This is a genomic window from Holdemanella hominis, from assembly GCF_014306155.1.
GTDB lineage: Bacteria > Bacillota_I > Bacilli_A > Erysipelotrichales > Erysipelotrichaceae > Holdemanella > Holdemanella hominis.
On record NZ_JACRWH010000057.1, the window covers coordinates 1 to 14,459 of the forward strand.

Annotated in this window: 14 protein-coding genes; all 14 read left to right on the forward strand. The window is 29.2% G+C overall.

Translation table 11 applies throughout. The features are described 5' to 3' along the window. Window positions 1-133: 133 nt before the first annotated feature. Window positions 134-739, forward strand: coding sequence for an EpsG family protein (locus H8911_RS10305; RefSeq protein WP_439649329.1), 606 nt, complete (start codon window positions 134-136; stop codon window positions 737-739). 15 nt (window positions 740-754) lie between these two features. Beyond that, window positions 755-1,699, forward strand: a complete 945-nt coding sequence (locus H8911_RS10310) for a glycosyltransferase (RefSeq protein ID WP_186999595.1) — start codon at window positions 755-757, stop codon at window positions 1,697-1,699. A 20-nt stretch (window positions 1,700-1,719) separates the two neighbouring features. Next, window positions 1,720-2,796: a polysaccharide pyruvyl transferase family protein gene (locus H8911_RS10315; RefSeq protein ID WP_186999596.1), complete on the forward strand. Its 1,077-nt coding sequence runs from the start codon at window positions 1,720-1,722 to the stop codon at window positions 2,794-2,796. Between the two features lie 3 nt (window positions 2,797-2,799). Continuing rightward, entirely contained in the window at window positions 2,800-3,951 is a 1,152-nt protein-coding gene (locus H8911_RS10320; RefSeq protein WP_186999597.1) for a Coenzyme F420 hydrogenase/dehydrogenase, beta subunit C-terminal domain, read from the forward strand. Beyond that, on the forward strand, window positions 3,944-5,377 hold the full coding sequence (locus H8911_RS10325) for a lipopolysaccharide biosynthesis protein (protein ID WP_186999598.1): 1,434 nt from the start codon (window positions 3,944-3,946) through the stop codon (window positions 5,375-5,377). Before H8911_RS10320 ends, H8911_RS10325 begins: the two co-directional genes overlap by 8 nt. A gap of 30 nt (window positions 5,378-5,407) precedes the next feature. Further along, window positions 5,408-6,514 (forward strand): DegT/DnrJ/EryC1/StrS family aminotransferase, encoded by a 1,107-nt coding sequence (locus H8911_RS10330; RefSeq protein ID WP_186999599.1) that lies wholly within the window; start codon window positions 5,408-5,410, stop codon window positions 6,512-6,514. Between the two features lie 3 nt (window positions 6,515-6,517). Continuing rightward, the gene (locus tag H8911_RS10335; RefSeq protein ID WP_186999600.1) at window positions 6,518-7,702 is read left to right on the forward strand and encodes an ATP-grasp domain-containing protein; all 1,185 of its coding nucleotides are present in this window, start codon (window positions 6,518-6,520) and stop codon (window positions 7,700-7,702) included. Continuing rightward, entirely contained in the window at window positions 7,699-8,646 is a 948-nt protein-coding gene (locus tag H8911_RS10340) for a hypothetical protein (RefSeq protein WP_186999601.1), read from the forward strand. The genes H8911_RS10335 and H8911_RS10340 overlap by 4 nt, the downstream gene beginning before the upstream one ends. Window positions 8,647-8,651: 5 nt before the next feature. After that, window positions 8,652-9,902 carry an ATP-grasp domain-containing protein gene (locus H8911_RS10345; RefSeq protein ID WP_186999602.1) on the forward strand — a complete coding sequence of 417 codons (1,251 nt, stop codon included), beginning with the start codon at window positions 8,652-8,654 and terminating at the stop codon, window positions 9,900-9,902. A gap of 27 nt (window positions 9,903-9,929) precedes the next feature. Beyond that, complete coding sequence (locus H8911_RS10350) at window positions 9,930-11,360, forward strand: APC family permease (RefSeq protein ID WP_186999603.1); 1,431 nt, start codon at window positions 9,930-9,932, stop codon at window positions 11,358-11,360. Window positions 11,361-11,525: 165 nt separating this feature from the next. After that, window positions 11,526-12,221, forward strand: a complete 696-nt coding sequence (locus tag H8911_RS10355; protein WP_186999604.1) for a YveK family protein — start codon at window positions 11,526-11,528, stop codon at window positions 12,219-12,221. Next, window positions 12,221-12,997: a tyrosine-protein phosphatase gene (locus H8911_RS10360; RefSeq protein WP_186999605.1), complete on the forward strand. Its 777-nt coding sequence runs from the start codon at window positions 12,221-12,223 to the stop codon at window positions 12,995-12,997. Before H8911_RS10355 ends, H8911_RS10360 begins: the two co-directional genes overlap by 1 nt. A gap of 2 nt (window positions 12,998-12,999) precedes the next feature. Continuing rightward, entirely contained in the window at window positions 13,000-13,719 is a 720-nt protein-coding gene (locus tag H8911_RS10365; protein WP_186999606.1) for a CpsD/CapB family tyrosine-protein kinase, read from the forward strand. Continuing rightward, window positions 13,694-14,257, forward strand: a complete 564-nt coding sequence (locus H8911_RS10370; protein WP_186999607.1) for a hypothetical protein — start codon at window positions 13,694-13,696, stop codon at window positions 14,255-14,257. Before H8911_RS10365 ends, H8911_RS10370 begins: the two co-directional genes overlap by 26 nt. The last annotated feature ends 202 nt before the right edge of the window (window positions 14,258-14,459 follow it).

The following is a 14,459-nucleotide window of genomic DNA, read 5'->3' on the forward strand; positions in this document are numbered from 1 at the left end:
AGACACTTCATATCGAAATTCCAAATGAGTATAGATAACTGCAAATAACAGTTTGTAGGGGAGTTCTGATACTCCCCTATAAAAATGGCTATTTATCAACTGTTTGTTGTGACATAGCCTAAATAAAAAATTAATTTCTTTTTTAATAACTATTCTTATTTCATATTCATTTCATAGTACAGGAATAGTTGGTATAGCTCTATACCCAATACATTGGTTTATAAATAAAAAGAATTTTAGAAAACCAGCTACATTCTTAATTATAGCTGGTGGTTTGCTAATCGTTTTTGGATATAGATTTATTTTTACTATTTTTGCAAAATACGGTTTATTATCATTTGAAAGATATATTCATTATTTTGAAGATGAGGATGTTGGTGGAAGATACGTTAGACTTTTATATTGGAGTTTGATTTTATTTTTTATAATTTGGCGTGGAAAATCATCAATAAAAGAAAGCAAGAACTTATATTCAATGGAAATATATTTAATAATGTCTTTTTTATTTTCATTATTAATGTTTTTTGGTTCTTCATGGATTATTAGAGTTAGTTATTATTTTGATATCTTTTTAGTTTTGTACATGCCTTTATTGGCAAAAAACACAGGTTTTAAGATTTTAGGAAATAAATATGATGGATATTTGCAAGTAGGAATTATAGTTATATTTTATTGGTTAGTAAATTTTATCATACGAAATGGTGGGTTTACTTATCCATATGTTTTTATGATAAATTAAGGAGTATAAATTAATATGATTAATAAATCACAAGAAATTATGTTGAGTGTTGTTATACCAACGTATAACCATGAAAAATACATTAAAAAAGCAATTGATAGTGTACTTGCGCAAAAAACAGAATATTCTTTTGAAGTATTAGTTGGTGAAGATAAATCACTGGATAATACAAAACTTGTTTTACAAGATTATGAAAGGCTTAATCCAGGAAAAATAAAAGTATTTTATAGAGATCATAATTTAAGTAATGACAAATTAGAAAATGCCCCGGATTTACGGAGAAGGGCTAAAGGAAAATTTATTATTACTCTTGAAGGAGATGATTTTTGGATTTCTGACAATAAAATTCAAAAACAAATAGATTTTCTTGAAAATAATCCTGATTATATTGCGGTTGCACATAATTGTATAGTTGTTGATGAAAAAAACAATATTTTGAATGAATCATATCCATGTTGCAAAGATGATGAATATAGTTTAAGACATTTTTTAAAAGGAATATACCCTGGACAATTTGCAACTATTATGTGTCGAAATTATTATAAGGAAAATCTGTTTGATTATAGTATTTTAGAAACGCATTTATGTCCTGGCGACAAGCTTTTATATTTTGCATTAGTAACTAATGGAAAAGTTAAATGTATTCAAGAGAATATGTCGGCTTATAGACATGTTAAAAAGTCTGGGACAAGTTATAGCGCAACTTATAAATATGATTTTATTGCAGATGAAAATTGGTATTTAAATTTATTATCTTTTGCTAATAATCAAGATAGAGGGGTACATGTTGCAGAAACATTGTATCTAGGATGTTTAATTCATGGCTTAAAGGCAAAACAAATTGATTTTAAAGATTTTTATACTTATTCAAGAAATATAAGATATAAATGTTATGCATTGTTTTTATATGTATATAGAATGATAAGTATTCATATAGTTAAAAATGGAAATGCAAATTAGATGGAAAGAAGGTCATTGGTATGAATGGGAAGATTATAACATGTCATTATGCATATAATTATGGAGCAGTGCTTCAAAGTTATGCATTATGTTCATATTTAAATAACCATGGAGTAGATACTCAAGTAATTAACTATCGACCATGGTATTATAAAGGTTCAACAAGTAAAACAAATAAATTGAGATTACTTGTAAGACATATAGTTCGTATACCTGATAATATTAAATCTGAAAAAGTATTTATGCAATTTTTAAGAAATCATGTTCCTTTAACAAAGGAATTTAAAACATATGAGGAATTAGAAAAATCAAGTTTAAGTGCTGATTATTTTGTTGCAGGAAGTGATCAAATTTGGAATTTAAATTTGCCAAATGGTAAAGATGGAGCTTTTTATTTTGATTTTGTAAAAACTGGTAAAAAAATATCATATGCTGCTAGTCTTGGAATGGATGAACTAAGTGAAACTCAAAGACAGTATTTATTGCAACGTATTTCAAATTTTGATGATATTGCAGTTAGAGAAAATACAGCTAAGAAATTATTAAATACAAGTAAAAACATTAGTGTAGTTATGGATCCTGTTTACTTACTTAGTAAAGATGATTGGAAAAAACTAGAACAAAAGCCTAAAAAGTTTCATACAGAAAAATATATTTTAGTTTTTGCTTTTAATAGACAAAAAGAAATCTTTGATTTTGGTAAAAAATTAGCTAAAAAATATGATTATAAAGTTATATCCATTAATACTTTTTGGGAAGATGTTTTTAATGGGATGGATCATTATTATTGGAATTGTTCTCCTAATGAGTTTCTATATTTACTTAGTCATGCTGAATGTATTGTTACCAATTCGTTTCATGGATTATCATTTTCTATAATTTATAATAAACCTGTTATTTTATTTCAAAAAAATGATAAAGGAAATTCAAGAATGCTTGATTTGGTAAATAGAATTAATGCAAATGAGGTAATTGATAATAAATGGAAATCTGATATTAAAATACCAAAAATTAACTATGAAATAATTAATGATGCTGTAGAAATAGAAAGAAAAAAATCAGAAGAATATTTAAGAGATAGTCTTTCGTTGGGGTAAAAGATGAATACGGTTTGTGATATTAATAAATGTGCCGGGTGTAGTGCATGCATTGACGTATGCCCGTCAGAAGCAATTCATATTGTAGATAATATGAAATCGTTGAATGCGGTAGTAGACTTAAATAAATGTATAAATTGTAATGCTTGTAAAAATGTTTGTCAGGAGATCAACAAAAGAGAAAAAAAAGAACCTTTGTTAATTAAGCAGGGATGGGCAATTGATGAAAATATAAGAAAGAATGGAGCTTCTGGTGGTATAGCATCTGCGGTAGCGAGACTATTTTTAGATAGTGGTGGAATTGTATGTGCTAGTGTATTTAATTCCTCAGGATTTGTTTTCGATATTATTGAAAATGAGAAGGATTTAATTAAAATTGCTGGTTCTCGTTATATAAAAAGTAATCCTATTTATTGTTATAAAAAATGTAAAAATTTAGTTATAAAAGGTAGAAAGGTTCTATTTATCGGATTACCTTGTCAAGTTGCCTCATTTAAAAATTACATTCCTATTCAGTATCATAATTTAATTACTACGATTGATTTAATATGTCATGGTACTCCTTCAGTGAAATTATTTAATACTTTTTTAAATCAATACAAACTTAATTATAGTGATTTTAGTGATATTAAATTTAGGTCAAAAGGAGTTCTAAATAAATATTCATCAATTAAGAAACATAATGTAATGGATTCTTATACAATTGGCTTTTTGAATTCATTATTTTATACAGATAATTGTTATGAATGTAAATATGCAGATATTAATCGTGTCTCTGATATAACTCTTGGGGATTCTTGGGGATCTGAATTAAACAAAATTGAAATAGATAAAGGTATTTCATTAGTATTATGTCAAAGTGAAAAAGGCAAATTTTTACTTGATAATTCAAACATTATTTTAAAAGATGTGAATGTAGAACTTGCTATAAAAAACAACCATCAACTTAAAGAACCTTCGTTAATATCGCCTCGTCGAGAATGGTTTTTTAATAATTTAGAAAAAGGAAAACCATTTAATCTCCTAATTATGCGAGTATATCCAATAAAATTTTTAAAGCAATTTATAAAACAAATGTTAATTAGTTTGAAATTATATTCATTAGGAAATGGTAATATATTTTGTATTTTAAAGAAGAGGATAGAAGATGAATAATAAAGTTTTTTCAAATTTTATGTGGCGGTTTGCTGAAAGATGTGGTGCACAAATAGTTACATTTATTGTATCTGTATTTTTAGCACGTATTTTATCTCCAGAAGATTATGGTAAAGTTGCGTTAATAACAGTTTTCACTGTAATTTTACAAGTATTTGTTGACAGTGGATTGGGCACAGCTTTAATTCAAAAAAAAGATGCAGATGACTTGGATTTTTCATCAGTATTTTACTTCAATTTAGTTATATGTATTTTACTTTATTTAGGCATGTTTATAGCAGCACCTTTAATTGCAAAATTTTATAATGATATTTCTTTAACGCCAGTAATTCGTGTAATAAGCATAACTATTCTTATTTCAGGTGTAAAAGGTATACAGCAGTCTTATGTATCGAGAAATATGTTATTTAAACGCTTTTTTTATGCAACAATAGGTGGAACTATTTTTTCTGCTTTTTTTGGTATTATTTTGGCATATTTAGGTTGCGGTATTTGGGCTTTAGTAGCACAACAACTGTCAAATACAATAATAGATACATTAATATTGTGGATTACTGTCAAATGGAGACCAAAAAGAATGTTTTCTTGGACTCGTTTAAAAGGTTTACTTTCATTTGGTTGGAAATTATTGGCTTCTACATTACTGGATACAGTATATACAAATATACGTAGTCTTGTTATTGGGAAGATGTATTCTTCTTCTGATTTAGCTTTTTACAATCAGGGGGAAAAATTTCCGAGTGCGATTGTAAATAATATAAATGCTTCTATATCAAGTGTTCTTTTACCTACATTAGCAAATGAGCAAGATAATTGTGAACGAGTAAAAAATATGACGCGACGCGCTATAAAAACTAGTACATATATAATGGCACCGTTAATGATGGGACTTTTATTTTGTGCAGAACCTTTAACAAGGTTAATTTTAACAGAAAAATGGTTGCCATGCGTTCCTTTTTTACAAATTTTTTGTATTACTTACATGTTTTATCCAATTCATACTGCTAATCTTAATGCCATACAAGCAATGGGTAGAAGTGATTTGTTTCTAAAATTAGAAATTGCAAAAAAAGTTGTTGGTATTATTTTATTAATTTCAACAATGTGGTTTGGTGTAATGGCTATGGCATACAGTTTATTGATAAGTGCTTTAGCGAGCATGTTAATTAATTCATGGCCCAATAAAGAACTTCTGAGTTATAGTTTCAAAGAGCAAATGTTAGATATATTTCCATCAATTATTATAGCTTTTGTAATGGGATTGGTTGTTTCGATAATTAGTTTATTTGACTTTTCGACATTTCTAACATTAGCTATACAGATTCCTTTAGGGGCAGTTATCTATATATTTGAATCAAAATTATTTCATCTTGATTCGTTTGAATATTTATTAGGAATTTTGAAGTCTTTATTTATTAGAAATTAAATAATATTAAAAAGAGAGTGAGGTTAAATTATGACAAAAATATTAGTTACAAGATCTTCAATGCCTTCATATGAAGAATATTGTGAAGAAATCAAAGATCTTTGGGAGAGTCATTGGTTGACAAACATGGGTGTAAAGCACAAGAAATTGCAAGAAGAGTTAGAAGCGTATTTAGGTATTTCACATGTAGCTTTATATACTAATGGTCATTTAGCATTAGAAAATGCAATAGCATCATTAAATTTACCAACAGGTGGAGAGGTAATTACTACACCTTTTACTTTTGCATCAACAACCCATGCAATTGTAAGAAATGGATTGGTTCCTGTATTTTGTGATATTAAAGAAGATGACTATACTATTGATACAGTTAAGTTAGAACAATTAATTACTGATAAAACTGTGGCAATTGTTCCTGTCCATGTATATGGCAATATGTGTGATGTTGAAGAAATAGATCGTATTGCTAAAAAATATGGACTAAAAGTAATTTATGATGCTGCGCATGCTTTTGGGGTTAAGTACAAGGGAGTATCGGCTGCTTGTTTTGGAGATGCTTCAATGTTTAGTTTTCATGCAACTAAAGTATTTAATACTATTGAAGGTGGTTGTGTATGTTTTAAAGATGATAAATTCGTAACACTTTTAAATGATATGAAAAATTTTGGTATTCATGGCCCAGAATCTGTTCAATATGTTGGTGGAAATGCTAAAATGAATGAATTTCAAGCAGCCATGGGTATTTGCAATTTAAGACATTTAAATGATGAAATTGCAAAAAGAAAAAGAGTTGTTGAAAAATATAGAAGCAGACTTGAAGGGGTTGAAGGTATTAAATTATCATCAATACAAAAAGATGTAGAAAGTAATTATGCATATTTCCCAGTTGTATTTGATGGATATAAATATACCAGAAATGAAGTATTTGAAAAATTAGCTGCAGTAGGAATTGGTGCTAGAAAATATTTTTATCCATTAACAAATAGTTTTGAATGTTATCGTAATTATCCAACCGCTGGAACAAAAAAAACGCCAATTGCGCAACATATGGCACTAAGAGTATTGACTCTTCCTTTATATGCTGATTTATCACTAGAAGATGTAGATAGAATTTGTGATGTTATTTTAGGAGAGTAGTAAATGAAAAAAATTTTATTACTGGGTGGATCAGCTCAACAAATTATCGCTATTAAAACAGCAAAAAAACATGGATTTTATACTGTACTTTGTGATTTTCTTCCAGATAATCCAGGACAGCATGAAGCGGATAAGTTTTATTTGGTAAGTACTACTGATAAAGAAGCGGTTCTTGATGTGGCAATAAAAGAAAATATTGATGGTGTACTAGCATATGCTTCAGATCCCGCAGCTCCAACTGCAGCATATGTTGCTGAACAATTAGGATTACCAACTAATCCATATATTTCTGTACAAACTTTATGTAATAAAGATAAATTCAGAAAATTTTTAAAAGAAAATGGGTTTAATGCTCCAGTATCTAAAGGATACAATAATAATGATGTTGATACATCATTATTTTCTTTACCTGTAATTGTCAAACCAGTTGATTCTTCAGGCTCAAAAGGAGCTACAGTATTAAGAGATTGGTCTGATTTACAAAAAGTATGTAATTTTGCCTTTTCTTATTCGCGTTCTCATCGAATTATTATTGAAGAGTTTATTGAAAAAAAACATAAGTACCTTATTGGAGGAGATATTTTTGTTTATAATGGTAAGGTTATTCTATGGGGATTACTAAATTGTCATAGGGATTCACATGTTAATTCGTTAGTGCCAGTAGGAAAGAGTTATCCATTATTATTAGATGAACAAGATATAATTAAAGTTAAAAAAACTTTACAAAATATGATCGATAAACTCAAAATAAAATTTGGTTCCGTCAATGTTGAATTAGTTGTAGATAAATATGGTAAAGTGTGGCCTATAGATGTTGGACCTAGAGCAGGGGGAAACATGATACCAGATTTATTGGGACTTATCTTTGGCGTTGATGTTATCGAAATGGCTGTATTAACGGCAATGGGTGAAACTATAGAAAACAAAGTGCATAAAGGTATTCCTTATTATGCAACCCATAACTTACATACTAAAGAAAATGGAGTATATAAGACAATAAAATTTTCGGATGAATTAGAGAATAAAATTGTAAAAAAATTTATATATAAGAATCCAGGTGACAGAATCGAATATTTTGATAATGCTTCAAAAGCATTAGGTATTATATTCATGAAATTTGATAATAAATTGGAAATGGATAAAATACTAAATGATATAAACTTATTATATAAAGTGGTGATAGAATGAATGAAATAGGCGGATATATAGAGTTAGATACTTATACTGGCCAGATGGTACATGATGACGGAATCAAACTAAATTGTGGTAGAAATGCATTAGCCTATATTATTAAAGCAAAGAATATAAAAAAAATTAATATGCCAAAGTTTATGTGTGATTCAAATGATAAAGTCTTATCTGAAAATGGTGTAGAAGTAGTTTATTATAGTATTGGACTTGATTTTAAACCACAAATTAAAGATTATGATGGATGGCTTTATATTGTAAATTTTTATGGTCAATTGTCTAATGAGTATATAAAATCTTTGGGTAAAAATATCATTGTAGATAATGCACAAGCATATTTTCAAGAACCAATTACCGATATTGACACATTATATACTTGTCGTAAGTTTTTTGGTGTTCCAGATGGGGCTATTTTGTATACTGATAAATTAATTGAAGTTAAGGAAAGAGACGAATCTTATAAGAGAATGAATTTCTTGTTAGGTAGATTTGAAAGAAATGCAGATGAATTTTACCAAGAATACGTTGATAACAATCGTGTATTTAAAAATGAACCTCTAAAGACCATGTCAAAATTAACGGAAAATCTTTTACATGGAATAGATTATCAAGTTATCAAAAAAAGGCGGACACAGAATTTCACTTATTTAGATATGAAATTGGCATCTATTAATAAATTAAAATTAAATATTCCAAATGGAGCATTTATGTATCCATTGTATTTAGAGAAAGGTTTCGAAATACGAAAAAAATTGCAAAAATTAAAAATATTCATTCCAATACTTTGGCCCGCTGTGTTTAATATTTGTTCTGAAGATGAACTGGAATATGATATGGCAAAAAATATTTTACCCATTCCAGTTGATCAAAGGTATACAATTCAAGATATGGAATATATAGTCAATATGATTATGTATTACTCTAACTTAGAGAGAGGAAAATAAAGTATATGAAAAATCTATTAATGTTAGGAACTGCTAAGGGAAGCAAAGAGATAATATTAGAGGCAAAGCAAAGAGGTTATCATACTATCGTTACTGACTATTTAGATCCAAAAGATTCTAGAGCAAAATTAGTGTCTGATGAATATTGGATGATAAGTACATCAGATTTTGATACATTAGAAACAATGTGTAAAGATAGAGATATTAATGGAATCTGTAATGGAATAAGTACTTTCAACATTTCTGCAACAATGGAATTAACTAAACGATTAAATTTGCCTTGTTACTGTACGCCTGAATCATGGCATTATACTATTGATAAACGTGATTTTAAAGATGCATGTATAAAAAATAATGTACCTGTTGCAAAAGATTATTATCTTAGTGAAGAACCTACAGCAGAAGAATTAGAAAGTATAACATATCCTGTTGTTGTAAAAGCAATAGATCAAAGTGCTAATCGTGGTATGTCTTATTGCTTCTCTTCTGAGGAAATAAGTGGTGCAATAAAAAAAGCGAAATTAGTTTCAAATAGTGATACTGTTGTAATAGAAAGAATGTTAAAAGGTCATGAATATACTGCATGGTATGCTTTAGCCGAGGGTAAAGCAAGTTTAATAAATTTTGCAAAGATGTACCATAAAGATGGATATCCTAGTAATTGCTATTCTATCACGACTACATATACAGATAATTTAGATTTATATTTAAAAGAAGTAGATAAGAATATAAAAAAAGTATTTTCAGATATTGGATGTAAAGAAGGCATTGCTTGGATTGAGATGATGCTTGATGAAGATGGTCATTTTTATGTGATTGAGATGGGGTATCGAATGTCAGGTGATATGATGGCACTTGTTCATAAGAATGTTTGTAATTTCAACAGTTATGGTTGGTTATTAGACATTGCTGTTGGAATTAAACATACTGCAAATGATTTACCAAAGTTTGAAGAAAAGTTGCCAGAAAGTGTAGGATGTTCATATATTTTATGGAGTAAAAAAGGTGGTACAATCACAAAATGGGATGGTTTTGAAACATTAAATAATAAATACAATATTAATGTTGAAACCACATTAGGAGTTGGTAGTAAAGTAGAAAAGCACCAATATTTAGCTGTTATTACCTTTAATACTTCTAATTATTTAGAAATGTGTGAAGCAATAAGGTTTATAAATAATAATGTTGAAATTTGGAACGAAAATGAAAATATTATTGTTTATTATGATGATTTAGAATCATTAAAAATAGAATAGTGCTAATTTTTGGATTGGGGGAAATGAATGAAAAGCATAAGCAAAAATAAACAATTGAATACAGCTGATGTTATAGTAGTTGCTTTTGGAGCTATGATAGGATGGGGATGGGTTATCTCCTCCGGTGGTTGGATTCAACAATGTGGCATAGTAGGTACAATGATTGCATTTCTGATAGGCGGAATAATGATTTATTTTGTTGGATTAGTATATGCTGAGTTGACAACTTCATTACCTGAAAATGGAGGCGCAAAAGTATTTAGTCACCGTGCATTCGGTACGATAGGCTCTTTCATATGTACATGGTCTATAATTTTAAGTTATATCGGAGTTGTTTGCTTTGAAGCTTGCTCATTTCCAACAATTATACAATATATATTTCCAGGATTTTTAAAAGGATATTTATATACTGTTGAAGGATTTGACGTATATGCCACATGGTTATTTGTAGCTATTGTTTCTTGTATATTGATAACATATATAAATATTAAAGGTGTTAAAACAGCTGCTTTCATACAAAAAATACTAACAATCATTATAGCTGCAGTTGGTATTACTCTAATTATGGGTTCACTAATTAGGGGGAATGTATCGAATTTAAAAGGTCAATTGTTCGTAGGCGATGGGAATAAAGAAATAATAAGTAATATTTTATCGATTTCGATGGTTGCCCCTTTCTTTTTGTTTGGGTTTGATGTTATACCTCAAGCAGCTGAAGAAATTAATATTCCATTGAAAAAGTTAGGGAAATTAATTGTATTATCAATCACGTTAGCAGTAGCATTTTATGGACTTATTGTTTTTGCTATTGGATATGGAATGAATTCAAAAGAAATTTTATCATCTGTTAATTCAACAGGACTTGTTGCTGCGGATGCAATGGCAAAATTATTTCACAGTGAACTTATGGCAAAAATTTTAATTTTTGGTGGTATATGTGGCATCATCACAAGTTGGAATTCATTTTTAATTGGAGGAAGCAGAGCACTAGAGTCAATGGCTAGTTCATATATGATTCCTCATGTATTTTTTAAAAAACATAAAAAATATCAAACTCCATATATAGCATTAATATTTATTGGGATTTTATCAATAGTTTCATTGTTTTTCGGGAGACAAATGTTAGTTTGGATTTCGAATTGTGCCAGTTTTGCTTGCTGTTTAACATATTGTATTGTTTCTTTGTCATTTCTAAGAATTAGAAAAAATGAACCTGAGTTGGCAAGACCGTATAAAGTAAAACATTATCGATTTGTTGGTTGGATTGCAGTATTATTTTCTGGATTTTTAAGTGTAATGTACTTGATTCCAGGTACAGTATGTAGTATGACAAAACAGGAAATCGAAATAACTTTTTGTTGGGTGTTTATTGGGCTTTTATTTGGAATCTTTTATAAAACAAAATATAAAAATAAATTCGGTAATCATATTGAGTTAGATAAGCAAAATAGTAAATGATTAATCAATATTGTATAGAATTTTTCTAAATCTAGATTAAAAATAGCATATATCTTTATTAGTAAACACAAATATAATTAAATTATCTATTTTGTGGTAAAATAAAATGTGTTGATTTTAAAATTTATTAAAATATTTAATAGGTGATTAATAGGAAGGAATTTTATGAATACAAAATTAGAAAAAGATGATATTTTAGACGAAGAAAGTATTGATTTAAAAGAGCTTTTTCGTTCGATTTTAAGACATTTCAAATTGATTGTTATTTTATGTTTATTATCTTGTTGTTGTGGTTTCTTTGGAACTAAATTATTGATTGCTCCAACATATACGGCTAGTACATCAATTTATTTAACTCCACAGATTAGTGAGAGTGGTTCTTTGGATTATAATTCACAGATGGCAAATAGTAAGTTGGTTACGAATGCGGTGAATTTATTAACGCAGAATAACATTATGTCTGAGGTAGCCAAAGATGTTGGTTTGGATAGTGCTTCTAGTGTTAAAAAGTTTGTTAGTGTAACGAATGAGTCAAATACAGAGATTATTACAATTTCAGCTACGACAACAGATCCTAAATTATCTAAGGATATCGTAAATGATACAGTAAGTACGTTTATTCGTACAATGCAGAAGAATTTGAATGTTCGTAATATTGAGGTAGTTGATAAGGCTAAATTGTCTTATGTTCCTAGTGGGCCTAATGTTAAGAAGAATACTATGATGGCCGGGGGTGTTGGTTTACTTGTTGGTGTTGGTTATGCTGTATTGAAGTTCTTATTGGACAATCGTTTGCGTACAAAGGAAGAGGCAGAAAAGTATTTGGGTATTCCAGTGTTCTGCGAGATTCCTGAACTATAATGGCTAAGTATATTGATTTGCATTCTCATATTGCTTGGGGTATTGATGATGGTATGCCAAGTGTTGAGGATGCCATTCGTTCATTAGAGAATGCAAAAAAGGATGGTATTGTAGGTATTTGTAGTACACCGCATTTTATTCCTGGTCAATTAGATGTTCATATCTATAATGAAATGGTAACTCGTCAATTGGAATTAAGAAAGATGAGTCCTATCCCTATCTATTTTGGTGGGGAAGTTATGATGAATAGTGAATTCATTGAAGGATTAGAATTAGATTTATATCCTACTTTAAATAGTTCTCGTTATATGTTGGTAGAATATAATGTTCTTCGTGATATTCATTCGATTGATTATAGAGATGAATGTTTATATGAATTGAAGATGAAGGGTTTTGTTCCTGTACTTGCTCATATTGAAAGATATTTCCATGATGGTCTTGATTATTCAATCATTGATCATTGGGTTGATATGGGTTGTGTTCTACAATTGAATCGTACTTCGATTCTGGGGGTAAATGGAAAGAAAATACTATCGAATGCGTTGGAATTATTAGACAATGGATATTGTGATGTAATTTGTACTGATACGCATAGAGCTACAGGAAATAGAATCGAACAATTGAGTGATGTGTATACGGTTGTAGGTAAGCGTATAGGGTTTGATAATGCGGATATCTTATTTTATAGGAATCCAAAATTATTATTGAGTAATAAAGAGATATTAAATATTGAGGTTGAAAAGAAAAAGAAACTATTTGGTTTCTTTGGGAGATAGAAATGGCAAGAAAGAAAAGAAATCAATTTGATGTGGATGAAATCTATCGTGGATTACGTACAAATATTGAATTTAGTCAGATGGATGATGCGATTCAAGTAATCAACGTAGTAAGTACAATACCTAATGAAGGTAAGAGTACTGTAGCTTGTAATTTAGCTCGTATTATGGCAGCTAAATATAAAAATGTATTATTAATTGACTGTGATTTAAGAAATGCTTCAGTTCATAAAACACTTCAGATTTCAAATCGTTCAGGATTAACAAATATTATTTCAGAATTTAGAGAAGGTACTAGTATTCAATCTTATGAAGGAGTACAAAACGTACAATATGATGGTGGGTATACTTTATCAGTCATTACTGCAGGTCATAGAGTACCAAATCCTAGTGAAGTATTAGGATCAAAAAGATTAGCTAAATTTTTAAACCAAGCACGTCAAGAATTTGGATATATTATTATTGACTGTCCACCAGTAGCGGTAGCTAGTGATGCCATTCCATTATGTAACGTGAGTGATGGAGTATTATATGTAGTTGACTCTAAAACATCAGATAAACGTAAAGTTAAAGCAGCCATTAATGATGTTGAAAGAAATGGTGGTCACGTTATGGGTGTTGTATTAAACAAAGTAGAATCAGCAAGTGACAGTAATTATGGATATGGCTACGGATATGGTTATGGAGGAGAAGACAATGGTAAAAAGAAGAAAAAGAAATAGTTTTATTATTTTAGCTTCAACTCTATTACTAACTGGATGTGGAAATAGTGAATTAGAAATCACGCAAAACGATATCTTAGAAGTCGCAAGAGATGATGCGAATGCTACTAAAAAAGAATGTTCAAATGTATCGATTCAAGAAGAAAAGAAATACTATACTGTAAGTTTTGATACAACTACTGGATCTTATGAATATAAGATTGGTAAAGATGGTATTATACAAGAAAGAAATTATAAAAGAAGTAATAGTGAAGTTGTTTCTACAACTGAACCCGTAGAAGAGAAGAAGGAAGAAACGAAAACTGAAACAAAGAAAGAAGAAAAAAAAGAATCAACTTCTTTTGATGAAAATCAACAAGCAGCTATTGATGCAGCTCTTGCGAATGCAGGATTAGGACAAGAGGATGTAACAGACATTGGTTGTGCTTTAGATGAAGAAACACAACAATATACAGTTACATTTAACTTCCATGGTACGAATAATACTTCAACAGTTGATGCGCAAAGTTTTGCCGTATTATCAACTATTATGGGTTAATTTATTTTATAAGAAGCTCCTCTTTTGCAAATGGGTGGTAAGTGACAAATTATTACAGGCAGTGCTATAATTAGAACGCTTGTAGAAAGGCAAGCTCTTGAAGAGCTTCATGAGGTGAATAATCATCAAGAGGAACTTGGCGGTTCTGGTTATTCATCTCGTGAAACTCCGAACCGCCAAACACAAATGAATAAAAAAGAAC